Origin of the sequence: Bacillus sp. FSL K6-2944, assembly GCF_038005385.1 — a bacterium.
Taxonomy (GTDB): domain Bacteria; phylum Bacillota; class Bacilli; order Bacillales; family Bacillaceae_G; genus Bacillus_A; species Bacillus_A cereus.
Genome location: NZ_JBBOTE010000002.1, coordinates 251,625 through 268,063, shown reverse-complemented (window position 1 = coordinate 268,063; position 16,439 = coordinate 251,625). Strand labels below are relative to the sequence as shown.

The window sequence follows — 16,439 nt, the reverse complement described above, 5'->3', positions numbered from 1 at the left end:
CTGTTTTTTTATATATGAAATGTATTTGCTTTATTCAATATTTCTTTTGCATCTATAGATAATAAAGAAAGTGTATCTTCTCCTTCCAAAGTTACACAATCTTTGACAATATGAAATCCAAGCGCATAGCCAAGCATCTTCGGATAAGAGTGAAAGCCATTTAATAAGATGTCATGTTCCCTTGTTCCTCGTTTTATACTTATTCTTTCATGTACAACATTTTTCCAATAATAAACAGCCTCTTCTTTTGAAAGATACGCCGTCCACGGTGCATTGTTTTTTTCTGTATACCTTTCTGTTACTGCTTGTTCCGCTAGCCCTTCCATAATCATCGTATCAAGTAATGTATATTCTGTTTCTTTCGTCTCAATTTGATGTAACCTGCATATGTGATGATATTCATGCGCCAATAACACTTTTAATTCTTCTACCGAATTCCGCCCACATACGAATAAGAAAATAACATGACGCATAGATAATCCAGCCCTACCGTTATACTCTTCTTGTACAGTTCGATTATAGGAATCTGATAATAAAATAAAGACAGGGACATCTGGACCTTTTAACCAATTTTTCAGTTTATCATACTCCAGGCTCAATTCTTTCCAAATTTCCTTTTCCTCTAATTCTTTAATTTCCTTTTCTCCGCGCATGATCGGGCGATACATCCCTTTTGAAATTAAAAAGCGATACAACCTTTCTTTTGGCAACGGAATATACTTCGTAAATTTCTCACAAAGTTTTTCTGGCCGTCCATAATATAAATGTAGCCATTCAGCTGTTTCAACAATCCCCATCTTTATCCCTCCTTTTTCTTATGTATATGCTACAGGAGAAAAAGGCGTAAAAATAAATAAGGAGTTTTTTCGCAATCTATTGCGAAAAAACTCCTTATTTCATCGATTATTTATACGATTTAAATACTAACACTGCGTTATGACCACCGAATCCTAATGAGTTACTTAATACTGCATTTACTTCTTGGTGTCTCGCTTGATTTGGTACGTAATCTAAGTCACATTCTGGATCTGGTGTCTCATAGTTAATTGTTGGAGGAATTACTCCGTCTGTAATTGATTTAATAGAGAAAATCGCTTCAACAGCACCAGCTGCTCCTAATAAGTGACCTGTCATTGATTTCGTTGAGCTAATCGCTACTTTATACGCGTGCTCGCCGAAAGTTTCTTTAATTGCCATCGTTTCATATTTTTCATTCGCATCAGTACTTGTACCGTGCGCATTAATGTAATCAATATCTTCTGGCTGTAGGCCTGCATCAGCTAAAGCTTGACGCATTGCACGCACTCCGCCTTCCCCACCAGGAGCAGGCATTGTAATATGGAACGCATCTCCAGTTGCACCATAACCAGCAATTTCCGCGTAAATGTGAGCACCGCGTGCTAATGCGTGCTCTAATTCTTCAAGAATTAGAATACCTGAACCTTCACCCATTACGAAACCGCTACGGTTTTTATCAAATGGACGGCAAGCCGTTGCTGGGTCTTCATTAAATGTTAATGCTTTCGCTGAGCTAAATCCTGCGAATGCCATACTTGTTAGCGGTGCTTCTGCTCCGCCTGTAATCATTGCATCAGCATCACCACGCTGAATTGCTTTAAATGCATCACCAATTGAGTTTGCACCAGATGCACAAGCCGTTACAGAACAAGTGTTAATTCCTTTTGCTCCTGTTGCGATTGATACTTGACCTGCTGCCATATCTGGAATCATCATCGGCACGAAGAATGGGCTCACGCGGCGTGGGCCTTTCTCAGTAAAAATCTTAAATTGTTCTTCGTATGTTTCCATACCGCCAATACCAGATCCAATCCATACACCAATTCGAGGTCCGTTTTCTTCTGTAATTTCAAGCTTTGCATCTGCAACTGCCATTTTCGCTGCTGCTACTGCATATTGTGTAAAGCGATCCATACGGCGCGCTTCTTTTTTATCAATATATTTCTCGACTTCAAAGTCGTTAATTTCCGCTGCTACTTTTGCTGGAAATAGTTCTGGATCAATTCTTGTAAGTCGCCCGATTCCAGATACACCCTTTTTAATGTTTTCCCACGCTGTTTCAACATCTGTTCCGACCGGTGTAACAGCTCCTAGTCCTGTAATTACGACCCTCTTTTTTTCCATACAAAATACACTCCTTTTTTTCTCTCAGTCCTTATTTACCCCAACGAAGAGCGACTGCTCCCCATGTTAATCCGCCGCCAAAACCAACAAGTATAATTAAATCACCGTCTTGAATACGTCCGTTTTGCAATTCCTCTACCATTGCAATCGGAATTGAAGAAGCTGATGTATTACCGAACTTCTCAATCGTCATACTCATTTTTTCTTGTGGTAAATTTAACCTCTCTCTTGCAGATTCCATAATACGAATGTTTGCTTGATGCGGTACTAAGAAATCCACATCTTCTTTCGTAAGACCAGCTTTATCTAAAACGCGAAGACAAGAATCACCAAGTTGACGAACGGCAAATTTAAAAACTTCTCTGCCATTCATCATAACATACTCGTCTTGATAAAGGTGCTTGCCGCCACTTCCGTCTGCTCCTAATTCAAAAGATAGAACGCCTTTACCTTCTGAAACAGCTCCCATTACGACAGCACCGGCTCCGTCTCCAAATAGTACTGCTGTATTTCGATCGTTCCAGTCTACAATTTTAGATAGTTTATCACTACCAACTACTAATACATTTTTATACGTTCCTGTTTGAATAAATTGCTGCGCTGTAATCATTCCGTACATAAAACCAGCACATGCTGCACTTAAATCCATTGCGGCTGCATGTTTCGCTCCTATTGCTTCTTGAATTACACAAGCAACTGCTGGAAAAGCACGATCTGGTGTTACTGTTGCTACTAAAATAAGATCGATATCCTCTCCGCTAATTCCTGCATCTTCAAGTGCTTTTTTAGAAGCCTCTACGGCCATATATGAAGTATCTATTGTATCATCGGCAATGCGTCTTTCTGCAATTCCCGTTCTCGTACGAATCCATTCATCGGATGTTTCCATTATTTTCTCTAAATCGTGATTTGTGACTACTTTTTCTGGCACATATCTTCCGATCCCTAAAATGCCCACGTTCACATCGCAGCCCTCCGTTTTATATCAATTATTATGACTTGGTACTAATTTTAAAACATAAATGTATTTTTGTCTAGAATATATTTCGCATAAAACAGAAAGCTAACGCATTATTCACGTTATTTTTCATTAAAAGAAATAGAAACATACCTCTCAAATATAAAAAGACTCAAACCGCTTCTATTTACAGTTCGATCCTCTCTTTCATCTAAAAAGATGCTTTTTTATTCTTTATCTGCTTTCCTTCTAAACTAGAGAGTTCTCCTCACTACTTTTCCTTTATCCTCTTCATATCTCTGGTTTTCCACCAGGCAAGAATAAAAAAGGCCCTGACCGCTTCTATCCACGGTTCGGGCCTCTCTTCCATCTTAAAAAGATGCTTTTTATTCTTTATCTGCTTTCCTTCTAAACTAGAGAGTTCTCCTCACTACTTTTCCTTTATCCTCTTCATATCTCTGGTTTTCTCCCAGGCGAGAATAAAAAAGGCCCTGACCGCTTCTATCCACGGTTCGGGCCTCTCTTCCATCTTAAAAAGATGCTTTTTATTCTTTATCTGCTTTCCTTCTAAACTAGAGAGTTCTCCTCACTACTTTTCCTTTATCCTCTTCATATCTCTGGTTTTCCCCCAGGCGAGAATAAAAAAGGCCCTGACCGCTTCTATCCACGGTTCGGGCCTCTCTTCCATCTTAAAAAGATGCTTTTTATTCTTTTTATTCTTTATCTGCTTTCCCGAGCTCATAGGCCTCGTTCATAACTTTCATTAACAACTCTAACACCGGCTGTGCCTTCTCCATATCAAGTGCAATTCCATTATCATCTAAAATTGCCTTTGCTTCCGGTAAATGCTTCATTGCGATTTGTAAAAACTGCATGCTTTTTTCGTTCATATTATGCTCTTCCTCTCCATTAAAACTTTCACATACAATAGTGTAACACGCGTACTACCCTTCGTATAACTCTTTATATTTTTTCATGTGTGCCAGTTGCTTATTTAAACCGTATTCTAACGGAGTATTTCTTTTTATTGAAATTACCTCGATAGCCTCATCTCTTACTTCGTTATTATTTTTATTTACTTTATCATCCGCGCGTAAAAGATTCATACCTTTTTCCCATAATGACTGTTTACCACTAAGTAAATTGTATATACCAAGATGCGCCCCGTTCGTTCCATTTTCCCATAAGTATTCACATACATCTTCAACGTAAAGTAAATCATTCCCCTTTTCCTCAATCGTACAACGGCACTCTTTTTCACCTAATTCTGATAAAATAAGCTGATGAAACATCATAAAGGACGGTTGCCACGGTCCATATAATGTTGGAACTCGAAATACACTATATTGTAAATTCCCTTTTTTCAATCCTTCTTCTACTTTCAAAAATAGTCGCTTATTTTCGGATTCATCTGTACTGCCTACTTCAATAGAAGAAATTAAATTTAACTTCACTTTTTGTTCTTCACACATTCTTATAATTCGCTTTAAATATTGTAATATGACTCTTTCATTCCGAAATCCACTTTGCTGATTTGGCTCATATAAGCAAAAGTAAACAGTATCGAATCTCTCTTCCTCAACCGATCTCCATCCATCTTCATCTCTTATCGAATAATACGTAAATAATGCATTTCGCCCAATTAATAATAACTTCTCTTCATTAATTTTCGTCATACTATCGAATTCATCAAAATCAAGACCATATACTTCCACTTCTTCTGCAATCATTTTATTTACAAGGTGATAACCTACAAACGTAAGTGCACCTACAATTAGCACGCGTTCCATACCACCAACCCTTTCCCTCTGAAACAAATAGCTCCTCATTTATGTATATGGGAGCTTCATAATTCTTCTTCATATTTTTTAAAGAAATCGGTCGTTTGCCTAACCATTTTATATTTCACATCTTGCAGATGGAACAAGACAGAAGTATCACATTGATTTAGTTGCCTCATTTTCTCATATCTACGCAACTGCTGTTTTCTTCCTCTTTTTTCTTGTGTTGATACGAAAATTTTAACAGGTACACAAGATGGAAGAAGCGTAAATGATTTCTTATTTATTTTTGATTCTAATTCTTCTTCTTTGGCATCATACGCCAAACTTAATTCCTTCACGAGTCTCTTGTAAAAAAACTTATGCTCTTTCTCAAACTCCACATATTCTGGTAAATCTAAACACGGATTTAACATAATGACAGAGCGTATACACTCAGGGTATTTGTTCATCATTTCGAGTGCTACAAGTGCTCCCATACCATCTGCCATAATGTGCATTTTCGCATTCAATGTCTCTTTTCTCAACACAACGTCATATAAACGTTTCGCTAGACGAACAGATTGGTCGTTTCCCCAATGTCTTCCGTATAAATTAGAAGAAAAGACTGTGTAGCCTTGCTCAATAAGGCCATGTAAAAAATAAGATCTACCCGCATGCTGTGTCCATAAACTTGTACCATTCTCAATAAAGTAGTTATAATCACCGAGGAGCATAACAGAAAATCCATTTGGCTTCTCCGGTAAATAAATGACACATGGTTCTTTTTCTAAGTAAAAAAAACGTTCCGTAATACTCATTTTTCCCCCGCCTTATTTTCTAAACATATAAAACCACTCTTTTATAATGTATGAACGGAATGCAAATTTGCGTTGAAAAATCTACAAATATTTTTCTATATTCTTTTTTCAATTGTGTTACAATAAGGACAGATTGAACGAATAGAGGTGTAAAATATGCGTTTCATTTGGGCATTAATTTGGTCGTTCTTACTTGTACATATGATGAGCTATGTAATCGGCTCTATGACTGGCGGTACATACGACTTTAACCAAGCGTCTATTTTCTCAGTTGTTCTTGCTGTGTTAGTACTAGCAATTTCAGCTGCAATTCCAAACGAGCCAGTAGAACAACACTAAAAAAAGAGTCCGGATTTTATCCGAACTCTTTTTTATTTTTATTTCACATGAACGACTAACTCGTTATTTTCTACATCAACAACTACGTGACTATTATCAGTAATTGTTCCTGCAATTAATTCTCGTGCTAATTTCGTTTCCACTTGACGCTGTACGTATCGTTTTAATGGACGAGCTCCGTACATTGGGTCGAAACCTGCTTCCACAACAAATTCTTTTGCTGCATCTGTTAATTCTACTGTAATGTGACGGTCAGCTAGACGACCTTGTAGTTCTTTTACAATTTTATCAACAATGCCTTTAATTTCATTCGTTGTAAGAGGTTTGAATAAAATAATTTCATCCACACGGTTTAAAAATTCAGGGCGGAAATGTCCTCTTAATTGCCCCATTACAAGGTCTCTTGATTCCTCTTTAATGGAACCATCTTCTTCTAATCCATCTAGTAAATGAGCAGATCCAATATTTGAAGTCATAATAATAACTGTATTTTTAAAGTCCACTGTACGGCCCTGTGAATCTGTAATGCGTCCATCATCTAACATTTGTAATAAAATGTTGAATACTTCTGGATGTGCTTTTTCAATTTCATCTAATAAAACAACGGAATATGGTTTACGTCTTACCGCTTCTGTTAATTGACCGCCTTCTTCATATCCTACATATCCAGGAGGTGCACCAATTAAGCGAGACACGGCGTGTTTTTCCATATACTCAGACATGTCAATGCGAATCATTTGCTCTTCACTATCGAATAAAGACTGGGCTAACGTTTTTGCAAGTTCTGTTTTACCAACACCTGTTGGTCCTAAGAAGATGAAAGAACCAATCGGGCGGTTCGGATCTTTAATACCAGCGCGAGCACGAAGAACTGCGTCTGACACTAAGCTTACTGCTTCCTCTTGTCCGATGACACGCTCTGATAAGATTTGCTCTAAGCGTAATAATTTCTCGCGTTCACCTTCCACGAGTTTCGCAACAGGAATACCAGTCCAGCGTGAAACAATATCTGCAATTTCTTCTTCACTTACTTCCTCACGTAATAAACGATTTTCTTGTTTATTATGCGCGCCCATTTCTTCCGCTTCTTTTAACTCTTTTTCAATTGCGGGAATTTTCCCGTGACGAAGTTCGGCTGCTTTATTTAAATCGTAATTGCCTTCTGCTTCTTCTAATTCACGACGCAAACGTTCTAAATGTTCACGTAAGTCACGAACTTTGTGAATGTCTTCTTTTTCTTTCTCCCATTTCGCTCTCATGCCACTTGCAACTTCTTTTAAATCCGATAATTCACGTTGCAATGTTTTTAGACGCTCTTGGCTACCACGATCCGTTTCTTTCCCAAGAGCCGCTTCTTCAATTTCCAGCTGCATAATGCGGCGCGTTACTTCATCTAATTCTGTTGGCATAGAATCAATTTCTGTACGAATTGTTGCACACGCTTCATCAACAAGGTCAATTGCTTTATCAGGTAAGAAGCGATCTGAAATATATCGATCTGATAAAACTGACGCTGCTACAATCGCACGGTCATGAATATTTACACCGTGATAAATTTCAAAGCGTTCTTTTAATCCACGTAAAATTGAAATTGTATCTTCAACAGTTGGTTCTTCTGCTAATACTTGTTGGAAACGTCTTTCTAGCGCTGGATCTTTCTCAATATATTTGCGATATTCATCGAGCGTCGTCGCCCCGATACAATGCAGTTCACCGCGCGCAAGCATCGGTTTTAACATATTTCCTGCATCCATGGCTCCCTCTGTTTTACCAGCTCCAACTATTGTATGAAGTTCATCAATGAATAATAAAATGCGTCCTTCACTCTTTTTAATTTCATTTAATACAGCTTGCAGACGCTCTTCGAACTCACCACGGAATTTCGCACCAGCTACGAGTGCACTCATATCTAACGCAAAAATCGTTCTATCTTTCAATCCTTCAGGTACATCCTTTTTCACGATACGCTGTGCTAGCCCTTCAACGATTGCTGTTTTACCAACACCTGGCTCCCCAATTAAAACAGGATTGTTTTTCGTTTTACGTGAAAGAATACGGATTACACGTCGTATTTCACTATCACGGCCGATTACAGGATCAATTTTCCCTGCTCTCACTTCCGCCACTAAATCACGGCCATATTTTTCTAACGCTTCATAAGTTGCTTCTGGATTTTGACTCGTCACTCTTTGATTCCCCCGAACTGTCATTAAAGACTGTAATAAGTTATCTTTCGTAATATGCAATCTTGTAAATAATTGATTTATATCGCCTTTTTCTTCAGAAAAAGCAAGCAATACATGTTCTACTGAAATGTAATCATCCTGCAGTTTTTCTGCTTCTTTTCCTGCTCTTACAAGAAGTTGTTGCAGAGCGCTCGTTACATACAATTTTCCAACTTCTGCACCGCTCCCCGTTACAGAAGGTTTCTTTTTAATTAAACTTTCAGCACCTTGCTTTAATGCTTCTATATCAACATTCATTTTTTGAAATATACGTACTGCTAATCCATCTTGCTCTTCTAATAATGCAAGTAATAGATGAACAGTATCCACCTCTTGGTGATGATGAGATACCGCTAAAGATTGGGCACTCATAATCGCCTCTTGTGTTTTTGTTGTCATTTGATTTAAGTCCATCTTTACAGCCCTCCAAAAGTTTGACTTTCTTTGACCTTTTATTTGATTATACGCCAACTGACTTTTTTATACAATAATTTTGCCTATGTATTTTCAAACTTATTATTTGAAAAAGAAAAAGAGAGCATTCATTATACTGCTAAAAAATACGGTAAATGAAATTACAATGTGTAACGACAAAAAAGCCGCAATAATGATTGCGGCTTCTGTTACGGTTTTCTTTTATATGTCCACTGGCGGTTATGATTCGTGTTATCCGGAAACTTTTCACCGGCAGTTAATTTCACCATTTGCGGATCTTTCACCATACTTCCCGTTTCACCAATTTCTACGTAAATGCCATCATTCGGCGCTTTTTGTCCAGAACGAAACCTGCGATTTTGTCCCATCTTCATTCTCCTTCCATGACGTCTTGCCTCATTAGTATATCCATTTTAAAAGAAAGCTTTTCTGTCATGTTTAGGAAACAGTACTACATCTCATTCTTGTACATATATATGAATGACACAAGCGTAAGCAGGGATTTCTTTCCTACCTGTAGAAAAAAAAAGAAACCAACCTACTCTAGGCTAGTTTCAAAGGAGAGTCAAACATATACGAGAAGATTACATGTTCATTATATGCCTCATCACACGAGCAATGTAACCCTTTTCACAATTTGTACATAATGAAAGAAACATTGTTTGAACTTTCTAAAAAGATGTTGACTTTTCTTAATTTCCAACGATAAATAGTAGACACCACAGCACTTTGAGACGTAAGATGGATATATAGTGAAATTTCCATCTATGGTGATTTCACCAAGTCTAACCTCTTATTTCTGCATATTAAAAACGGAAATACAGATAGATACAAAAAAATTATTATAAGAGGTGAAATTATGAACAAACAACATTTAATCGCATTAGACTTAGACGGCACTTTATTAACAGACAACAAAATAATTTCCACTCGAACGAAACATACAATTGCAAAAGCAAAGGAACAGGGACATATTGTCGTTATTTCAACAGGACGTCCATTCCGTGCTAGTTATGATTACTATAAAGAACTTGATCTTAACACACCTATCGTAAACTTTAACGGCGCTTACGTACATCATCCTCTTGATTCAAACTGGGGAACACATCACTCTCCTCTTGAGCTAGCAACAGCGCAAGAAATTGTCCGAGCTTGCTTTGATTTTGGCGTAAAAAATATATACGCGGAAGTAATGGACGATGTGTATGTTCGTGAAATTGATGAAGATAAAAAACATATTTTCGAATTCGGCTCTCCTAAGATTTTTACGGGAGACTTATTAAATATTTTAAACGATCATCCAACTTGCTTATTAATTGACGCACATGACGAGCATTCTACTGCAATTCGTCAACATTTAACCGATATGCATGCGGAAGTAATCGACCATAGAAAATGGGGCGCACCTTGGCCGATTATTGAAATTGTGAAAAGCGGATTAAATAAAGCAGTTGGATTACAAAAAATTTCTAGTCATTACAACATTCCACAAGAGCGCATTATCGCTTTCGGTGATGAAGATAATGATTTTGAAATGATTGAATTTGCTGGTCACGGCATCGCAATGGGAAATGCCATCCCTGAATTAAAATCACTCGCAAACCATACGACGTTAACGAACGAAGAAGATGGTATTGCTTTATATTTAGAAGAGGTTCTTGGGTTGTAATCTAAAAATTCCCTACTTATAGTTTCCTGCCAAATGTCCATACTATAAGTAGACGCATGAGACATCGCGTCGATTGTTTTCAGCTAAATAAAGGGGGTTTTTCGAATGGGTAAAAAGAACAAATCAAAACGTTTTATCCAACAAGGAGCCGATGCTGTTATGAAGCATGATGCAAGATTCCCGTACAGAGGTACATTAGCTGAGGCAGAAAAAGCAAGAAGTAACTCTTCTTTTGGAGGGGTTTAAATGGGGAACTTACTATTCCAACAAGCTAGAGACGCTGTTGAAAATGCCGTATCTTGTTCAAGCGGTACTGAGCAACAAGATCTCGTGTATAGAGCAAAAAATGCTTTGCAATCCGCTTACGCAAACTCTTCAACTGCTGAAAAAGTTCAGCTCCGTGAAATGCAAGAGCAATTGCAAAACATTACGAATTTACATTAAAAAAGAGGACCAACTTTGGTCCTCTTTAATCTTTCCGAAACAATCCGAACACCCCAACTGTTTGCAGTATATTTGTAAATGCACCTGGGTCCACTTGTTTAATAATCCTCTCTAATTCGTATAACTCATAACGGGTAATAACCATCATTAACATTTCTTTATTTTCATTTGTATAAGCACCTGTTGCTGGTATCGTTGTAATCCCTCTTACTAATCGCGAGTGAATCGCCTTTCTTACGTCTGCCCCATTCTTCGTAACAATTAATGCTGTAATCTTTACATGGCGAGTATGAATTGCATCAATAATTCTCGTTGATACATATAAAGTCACTAGCGTATACAACGCTTTTTCCCATCCATATACATAGCCAGCAGCGATAATGATAATTGCATTAAAAAAGAAAAAGTATGTACCGACAGGCTTATCTTTTATTTTTGATAAAATCATGGCGATAATATCTAATCCACCTGTAGAAGCACCCCACTTTAAAGCAATCCCTACTCCAATTGCCGAAATAATCCCGCCAAAAATCGCATTTAATATGATATCATTCGAAACCGCTCTAACAGGGATGATTTCTAGAAACAAAGTCATAAATATAACACAAAGAAAACTAAAAAAGGTGAAGGCCTTTCCAACCTTTTTCCACGCTAAAATAACGACAGGAATATTAAATAAGCTAAACAATACTCCCGTAGATATGTGAATCGATAAAAAATCACCTAATATTTGTGATAATAATTGAGACAATCCAGCAAAGCCGCTCGCATACACTTTTGCTGGCGTTAAAAATAAATTCATCCCAATCGCGTTTAATAAACCTGCGATGATTACAACGATTAACTTCTTTATAAGTTCAGTATAATTCAACTTCAAATCCATTTCGAATCCACCTTTACCCTTCATAAATGCACCGCTATACATAGTCTTTACGAAAAAGGAAATGATAAACGTACAACGTTTAGAAATGGAGTTGATACATATGCCACATACGAGTGATAACGACAAAAAAGCACGTGATAATAACGCAAAACGCACACAAAAAAATGAGCAAGAGCAAAAAAATATTCAGCAAGGTAAACGTGCATACTCTAAAAAGACCGATCACCTTTGATTCCATCGTACATCAACAATTATGTTGATGTACTTTTTTACATTTTAAAGGAAAAAACATTAAAAATTCACTTCATGTTCACTTCTATATTCTACAATAGCGATAACATATTCGGATGAGGTGTTGGCATGAGAGGGAAACATATTTTCATTATTACTGCACTAATAAGTATATTGATGCTATCTGCTTGCGGACAAAAGAATGGCTCAGCTACAGTCGCTACAGCAACAGACTCCACCATTACAAAGGATAACTTCGAAAAACAATTGAAAGATCGTTACGGAAAAGACATGCTATACGAAATGATGGCACAAGACGTCATCACAAAAAAATATAAAGTACCTGATGAAGAGGTAAATAAAGAAGTAGAAAAAGTAAAAAAACAATATGGAGATCAATTCAAAAAAGTATTAGAAAATTATGGTTTAAAAGATGAAGAGGATTTCAAAAATCAAATTAAGTTCAAACTTGCTATGAATGAAGCGATTAAGAAAAGCATTACAGAAAAAGACGTAAAAGACCATTATAAGCCAGAAATTAAAGCGAGTCACATTTTAGTAAGTGACGAAAATGAAGCGAAAGAAATAAAGAGTAAACTAGATGCTGGTGCTTCATTTGAAGAATTAGCAAAACAAGAATCACAAGATCTGCTATCAAAAGATAAAGGTGGAGACCTTGGATACTTCAATTCAGGTACAATGGCCCCTGAATTCGAAACCGCTGCCTACAAACTAAATGTTGGACAAATTAGCAATCCCGTAAAATCATCAAACGGTTATCACGTTATTAAATTAACTGATAAAAAAGCTTTAAAGCCTTATGATGAAGTGAAAGACTCTATTCGCAAAAACTTAGAGGAAGAACGTACTGCTGATCCTGTATTCAGCAAAAAATTGTTACAAGAGGAATTAAAAAAGGCAAATATTAAAATAAATGATAGTGATTTGAAAGATACGTTTACTCTTATGCGTGAGCAGGAGAATTAAAAGGAAGCACGACCTTATTTAAAAATAAGATCGTGCTTTTTAATCTTCCATCACTATTTCTAATTTTTTCTTTATTTTATAATGCTAATGAAAAAATGAATTATTTAAAATAAAAAATGCATCCCGAAACATTAACGATTTATTTCCAAACTTGACAAACTGGATTCCTTTGTTAAATATATGTCCTTTACAAATAGTACAGATTTATTTACATTCCCTTATTTTTCATTTCATCCTTTTAATCTAGTAAAATTATAACGCTTATTTAATATATCATTAATTATTTCTTGATCTTTTGTTACTAAAATTGTACAAAATTCATTACAAGTTATTAAGACAGTTTCCTCATCATTTTTTAATAATATACCTGTTCCACATTCGGAAGTATAGAGTACTTTCTTTGAAGATAAATCTGTATATTTTTCTTCTTCCACTAATAGTTCACACTGAACATTTCCCCTTATCCTCAAAAACTTTTCGAAAACTAGTATATTTTTAGGATTTCCATCGGTTATATTGGGAACATTTCTTTCCACTATTACCTGAAGGTGCTCTACTTCATCTTCAAATTTCATCTCTGACCTAGCAACAGAAACATTTAAATATAAATTATCTTTTAGTTGAATGGCTATTTCTGAACTGATTATAGTATTATCATCTTTTTGCATTATAGGTGTTAAACTTAATATCTTGATCTCCGCTTCTTTCATTAAAGCATCTATAGCTTTTGGATGAACTTGCACCGGAACTATATAATGTGGCATTCCTATCAATCTTCTTCACTCCTAATTAAAATTTCAGTATTATATACTTAAAAATGAATATCTTCGTATATTCTTTTTCTTTTAATATCTAAATTAACTTTCCACGTGCCATCTTTACGTTTTACCATTCTAATTTGAATTCGATTGTCTTTAGTATGTCTTCTAACTGAATTTCCTTTTCTATGATTTATCACCTTTTGCCCTTTTGTATAATGTCTAAAAATACTTTTTGCAACAGCTTTTCCACCTGGCAAATCCTTATTAATTCTTGATTTATGCGCTCTTGCATTTTTTCCTAATAACTTTGTAAAATAAACCGGTTTTGTAATTGTTTTTGTTAGTTTTAATTTTCCTCCGCCAATTGCGCCTATAGCTGCAGCTTTTGCTACCCCTTTCCAACCCTTTCCTGATTTATAAGCTTTATAGCCATCATAAGCTGCAAAACCAGCATTTACTGCAAACCACACCCAATGCCCATCTGGATCCACCATCATCACTGGATTATTATCACCATACGTATACCCATTCTGCGTCACTGGATCATCTTCATCACCCGGATCAGGATCCACCGATAAAAACACATCATGTTCTGGATTATAGTATCTCGCAATCAGGTAATACATGCCAATCTCTTTATCATACATGTATCCCGCATATCCAAATGGATTGTCCGCTGCGATTCCTTTTGCTTCACTCTTTAATACGTTACCCCATGCATCATATTCATAGCTTGCGACTATTTGTCCATCTTTGTCGGTCATTGCTAGGCGGACACCGTCTTTGTTGTAAACGTACTGACGAAGGACTTTTCCGTTTCCTTCTGTTTCGTATAACGGGTTACTTGTCCGTTTACGTTCTTTTCACCTTTGCTCATTAAGGCAACAAGTTGATTTATCTCGTCCTATATAAGTAAGTAAGGACATAAAGTTATGTCCCTACTTACTATCATCGTACTTCCAATCAACTACACAATTTCTATTAATAAAAGAAATCACCTAGTTTTATAAAACACAAATGAGCAACAAACAGCCAGCGCAAAAAAGAATAAAATCAAAATTTTAATACCCCAACTTAAAAAGTTAAAATATGGAGTGAAGATTATAACTATTATATATACGAGCCATATTACTGTAATAGTAAACGGAATGTATTCTCTTGATTTTAAGAACATTATTGACAAATATAAAATCCAACCTATCCCTATAATCCATGTAATAATTGCTCCACCTTCAATAAAAATCATCTCCTATCTTCTGAGGGTTATAATTTTTATAGGCTTTTATACACCTTGATTCATAAAGAAGCTTCCTACATCTCCATCATCTTACCTCAATGAAATAGAACATAATGGACACTATTATAAAAGATAATCCAAATATCAATAAACGGATCTATATAGAAATTGATGATAGAGGCGTAAAATACAATACTTAGAGAACAACAAATGGGATGAAAAACATAGCTAATGAATACACCTTACTCCGAATAATAAACTCAATAAACTTTACTCCGAAAAAGGCCATTACCATGATTCCATACACCCATATTAATCGCTCATCGAATTCATTCATCCTGTCACTCCTCTTTAAATCCCTTTCCGAAACCTATAAACATCTAGCATCCAGCTAATTCGCCTTACATAAACTTTCTTACTGTCGCCATAGTAGAAGGAAGGTGTTATTTTAAATAAAAAAGTGTATCCCAAAATTAAACTAACTGTTTAAATTTTGAGATACACTGAATCAACTTTACTTTATTTTTCTTTTTCAAATATACTAGCTAAGAAGAAAATAATACCCAGAAAAATTACAATTAACGTGTTAATTGTGTAACCAAAGAACGACATATATGAAGTAAAACTTACTAGAATTGTATATATGAGACATACTACTAACACTATTACAGCTCGATAGTTTTTCCTTTTTAACATAAACACCGATGCAGCTATAATAAAAACAACATTATATATACCAATTATTATATGTGTCGTCTCCATTTTACTAATCTATCTCCTTCTTTTCTTAGAATTAGTTTTTTTCGGTCTATACTCCGTATACCCTTTTTTATATCCTTTATAATATCCATCTACATAAACTACCAAGTCCGGGATCAGCCCTATTCCCCCAACAGCTTTACTGCCAACAAAAAATGCTCCTTTAACCGCTGATTTCACTGTATTTTTTATGATTTGCTGTTTTGCAACACGCTGTCCAGGAGATAAGTTTGCAATTTTCTTTTTCGAGTTATTTTTAGATGTTTTCCATCCATAATTTGCCCCCACACCAAAAGTTAGCAACTTATTCATTACATTTCCAAACCCAACAAATCCTGCATAACTATCTCTTACCGCAATCAACCCAGACTTAACTCCCTTAACATGTGCATATGCTGTCCGATTATTATGATACGGCATCGGCGTCGTACCCCAAAAGCGATATGCCCAATGCCCATCCGGATCCACCATCATCACCGGATTATTATCACCATACGTATACCCATTCTGCGTCACTGGATCATCACTATCACCCGGATGTGGATCCACCGATAAGAACACACCATGCTCCGGATTATAGTATCTCGCAATCAAGTAATACATGCCAATTTCTTTATCATACATGTATCCTGCATATCCAAACGGATTGTCTGCTGCGATTCCTTTTGCTTCGCTCTTTAAGACGTTACCCCATGCGTCATATTCATAGCTTGCGACTATTTGTCCATCTTTGTCGGTCATTGCTAGGCGGACACCGTCTTTGTTGTAAACGTATATGCCCCATCCTA

Annotated in this window: 18 protein-coding genes and 1 pseudogene; 6 read left to right on the top strand and 13 right to left on the bottom strand. The window is 36.2% G+C overall.

From position 1 onward, the window contains the following. Positions 1 to 8 precede the first annotated feature (8 nt). The 6 genes from MHH55_RS22375 to MHH55_RS22350 form a co-directional block, all read right to left on the bottom strand. Positions 9 to 797, bottom strand: a complete 789-nt coding sequence (locus MHH55_RS22375) for a DUF2268 domain-containing protein (RefSeq protein ID WP_000513277.1) — start codon at positions 795 to 797, stop codon at positions 9 to 11. Between the two features lie 106 nt (positions 798 to 903). After that, positions 904 to 2,142: a beta-ketoacyl-ACP synthase II gene (fabF, locus tag MHH55_RS22370; protein ID WP_000412656.1), complete on the bottom strand. Its 1,239-nt coding sequence runs from the start codon at positions 2,140 to 2,142 to the stop codon at positions 904 to 906. 31 nt (positions 2,143 to 2,173) lie between these two features. Continuing rightward, a complete protein-coding gene (fabH, locus tag MHH55_RS22365) occupies positions 2,174 to 3,106 on the bottom strand; it encodes a beta-ketoacyl-ACP synthase III (protein WP_001100547.1) in 933 nt (310 codons plus the stop codon). Between the two features lie 707 nt (positions 3,107 to 3,813). Continuing rightward, a complete protein-coding gene (locus tag MHH55_RS22360) occupies positions 3,814 to 3,990 on the bottom strand; it encodes a ComZ family protein (RefSeq protein ID WP_001986215.1) in 177 nt (58 codons plus the stop codon). 54 nt (positions 3,991 to 4,044) lie between these two features. After that, positions 4,045 to 4,917 carry an NAD-dependent epimerase/dehydratase family protein gene (locus MHH55_RS22355; RefSeq protein WP_002164601.1) on the bottom strand — a complete coding sequence of 291 codons (873 nt, stop codon included), beginning with the start codon at positions 4,915 to 4,917 and terminating at the stop codon, positions 4,045 to 4,047. Positions 4,918 to 4,946: 29 nt separating this feature from the next. Further along, the gene (locus tag MHH55_RS22350; RefSeq protein WP_000028712.1) at positions 4,947 to 5,681 is read right to left on the bottom strand and encodes a hydrolase; all 735 of its coding nucleotides are present in this window, start codon (positions 5,679 to 5,681) and stop codon (positions 4,947 to 4,949) included. A 156-nt stretch (positions 5,682 to 5,837) separates the two neighbouring features. On the opposite strand from MHH55_RS22350, the gene MHH55_RS22345 reads away from it, so the two are divergent. Further along, entirely contained in the window at positions 5,838 to 6,020 is a 183-nt protein-coding gene (locus tag MHH55_RS22345) for a YjzD family protein (protein ID WP_001211116.1), read from the top strand. 38 nt (positions 6,021 to 6,058) lie between these two features. Here MHH55_RS22345 and clpB read toward each other — a convergent pair whose 3' ends face one another. Next, positions 6,059 to 8,659 (bottom strand): ATP-dependent chaperone ClpB, encoded by a 2,601-nt coding sequence (gene clpB, locus MHH55_RS22340; RefSeq protein WP_000365401.1) that lies wholly within the window; start codon positions 8,657 to 8,659, stop codon positions 6,059 to 6,061. 209 nt (positions 8,660 to 8,868) lie between these two features. Continuing rightward, on the bottom strand, positions 8,869 to 9,048 hold the full coding sequence (locus MHH55_RS22335; RefSeq protein WP_000531421.1) for a YjzC family protein: 180 nt from the start codon (positions 9,046 to 9,048) through the stop codon (positions 8,869 to 8,871). A gap of 491 nt (positions 9,049 to 9,539) precedes the next feature. On the opposite strand from MHH55_RS22335, the gene MHH55_RS22330 reads away from it, so the two are divergent. The 3 genes from MHH55_RS22330 to MHH55_RS22320 all read left to right on the top strand — a co-directional run bounded on the left by MHH55_RS22330 (position 9,540) and on the right by MHH55_RS22320 (position 10,793). Further along, positions 9,540 to 10,349: a Cof-type HAD-IIB family hydrolase gene (locus tag MHH55_RS22330; protein ID WP_001041232.1), complete on the top strand. Its 810-nt coding sequence runs from the start codon at positions 9,540 to 9,542 to the stop codon at positions 10,347 to 10,349. Between the two features lie 105 nt (positions 10,350 to 10,454). Beyond that, positions 10,455 to 10,595 (top strand): hypothetical protein, encoded by a 141-nt coding sequence (locus MHH55_RS22325; RefSeq protein ID WP_000516816.1) that lies wholly within the window; start codon positions 10,455 to 10,457, stop codon positions 10,593 to 10,595. Beyond that, positions 10,596 to 10,793, top strand: coding sequence for a DUF3813 domain-containing protein (locus MHH55_RS22320; RefSeq protein WP_000527407.1), 198 nt, complete (start codon positions 10,596 to 10,598; stop codon positions 10,791 to 10,793). Positions 10,794 to 10,818: 25 nt separating this feature from the next. On the opposite strand, the gene MHH55_RS22315 is transcribed toward MHH55_RS22320, so the two are convergent. After that, entirely contained in the window at positions 10,819 to 11,676 is an 858-nt protein-coding gene (locus MHH55_RS22315; protein ID WP_000364431.1) for a YitT family protein, read from the bottom strand. Positions 11,677 to 11,776: 100 nt separating this feature from the next. Between MHH55_RS22315 and MHH55_RS22310 the strand changes: the two genes are divergently transcribed. Together MHH55_RS22310 and prsA are read left to right on the top strand one after the other, a co-directional pair. Then, positions 11,777 to 11,908 (top strand): DUF3941 domain-containing protein, encoded by a 132-nt coding sequence (locus MHH55_RS22310; protein ID WP_001120851.1) that lies wholly within the window; start codon positions 11,777 to 11,779, stop codon positions 11,906 to 11,908. 128 nt (positions 11,909 to 12,036) lie between these two features. Then, the gene (prsA, locus tag MHH55_RS22305) at positions 12,037 to 12,894 is read left to right on the top strand and encodes a peptidylprolyl isomerase PrsA (RefSeq protein WP_078186223.1); all 858 of its coding nucleotides are present in this window, start codon (positions 12,037 to 12,039) and stop codon (positions 12,892 to 12,894) included. Positions 12,895 to 13,124: 230 nt separating this feature from the next. Here prsA and MHH55_RS22300 read toward each other — a convergent pair whose 3' ends face one another. The 4 genes and pseudogenes from MHH55_RS22300 to MHH55_RS22285 all read right to left on the bottom strand — a co-directional run. Further along, positions 13,125 to 13,658, bottom strand: coding sequence for a hypothetical protein (locus tag MHH55_RS22300; protein ID WP_002197523.1), 534 nt, complete (start codon positions 13,656 to 13,658; stop codon positions 13,125 to 13,127). A 47-nt stretch (positions 13,659 to 13,705) separates the two neighbouring features. Beyond that, complete coding sequence (locus MHH55_RS22295; RefSeq protein ID WP_075677586.1) at positions 13,706 to 14,419, bottom strand: RHS repeat domain-containing protein; 714 nt, start codon at positions 14,417 to 14,419, stop codon at positions 13,706 to 13,708. 669 nt (positions 14,420 to 15,088) lie between these two features. After that, the gene (locus tag MHH55_RS22290; protein ID WP_229699485.1) at positions 15,089 to 15,229 is read right to left on the bottom strand and encodes a hypothetical protein; all 141 of its coding nucleotides are present in this window, start codon (positions 15,227 to 15,229) and stop codon (positions 15,089 to 15,091) included. A 434-nt stretch (positions 15,230 to 15,663) separates the two neighbouring features. Continuing rightward, a pseudogene (locus tag MHH55_RS22285) lies at positions 15,664 to 16,425 on the bottom strand (RHS repeat-associated core domain-containing protein); the annotation flags it as partial. Positions 16,426 to 16,439: the final 14 nt, after the last annotated feature.

Excerpts from the sequence above, each read along its gene's own strand:
- MHH55_RS22375 (WP_000513277.1), bottom strand. The coding sequence starts at position 797 with ATGGGGATTGTTGAAACAGCTGAATGGCTACATTTATATTATGGACGG.
- fabF (WP_000412656.1), bottom strand. The coding sequence starts at position 2,142 with ATGGAAAAAAAGAGGGTCGTAATTACAGGACTAGGAGCTGTTACACCG.
- MHH55_RS22360 (WP_001986215.1), bottom strand. The coding sequence starts at position 3,990 with ATGAACGAAAAAAGCATGCAGTTTTTACAAATCGCAATGAAGCATTTA.
- MHH55_RS22350 (WP_000028712.1), bottom strand. The coding sequence starts at position 5,681 with ATGAGTATTACGGAACGTTTTTTTTACTTAGAAAAAGAACCATGTGTC.
- MHH55_RS22345 (WP_001211116.1), top strand. The coding sequence starts at position 5,838 with ATGCGTTTCATTTGGGCATTAATTTGGTCGTTCTTACTTGTACATATG.
- clpB (WP_000365401.1), bottom strand. The coding sequence starts at position 8,659 with ATGGACTTAAATCAAATGACAACAAAAACACAAGAGGCGATTATGAGT.
- MHH55_RS22335 (WP_000531421.1), bottom strand. The coding sequence starts at position 9,048 with ATGGGACAAAATCGCAGGTTTCGTTCTGGACAAAAAGCGCCGAATGAT.
- MHH55_RS22330 (WP_001041232.1), top strand. The coding sequence starts at position 9,540 with ATGAACAAACAACATTTAATCGCATTAGACTTAGACGGCACTTTATTA.
- MHH55_RS22325 (WP_000516816.1), top strand. The coding sequence starts at position 10,455 with ATGGGTAAAAAGAACAAATCAAAACGTTTTATCCAACAAGGAGCCGAT.
- MHH55_RS22320 (WP_000527407.1), top strand. The coding sequence starts at position 10,596 with ATGGGGAACTTACTATTCCAACAAGCTAGAGACGCTGTTGAAAATGCC.
- MHH55_RS22315 (WP_000364431.1), bottom strand. The coding sequence starts at position 11,676 with ATGGATTTGAAGTTGAATTATACTGAACTTATAAAGAAGTTAATCGTT.
- MHH55_RS22310 (WP_001120851.1), top strand. The coding sequence starts at position 11,777 with ATGCCACATACGAGTGATAACGACAAAAAAGCACGTGATAATAACGCA.
- prsA (WP_078186223.1), top strand. The coding sequence starts at position 12,037 with ATGAGAGGGAAACATATTTTCATTATTACTGCACTAATAAGTATATTG.
- MHH55_RS22300 (WP_002197523.1), bottom strand. The coding sequence starts at position 13,658 with ATGCCACATTATATAGTTCCGGTGCAAGTTCATCCAAAAGCTATAGAT.
- MHH55_RS22295 (WP_075677586.1), bottom strand. The coding sequence starts at position 14,419 with ATGACCGACAAAGATGGACAAATAGTCGCAAGCTATGAATATGATGCA.
- MHH55_RS22290 (WP_229699485.1), bottom strand. The coding sequence starts at position 15,229 with ATGAATGAATTCGATGAGCGATTAATATGGGTGTATGGAATCATGGTA.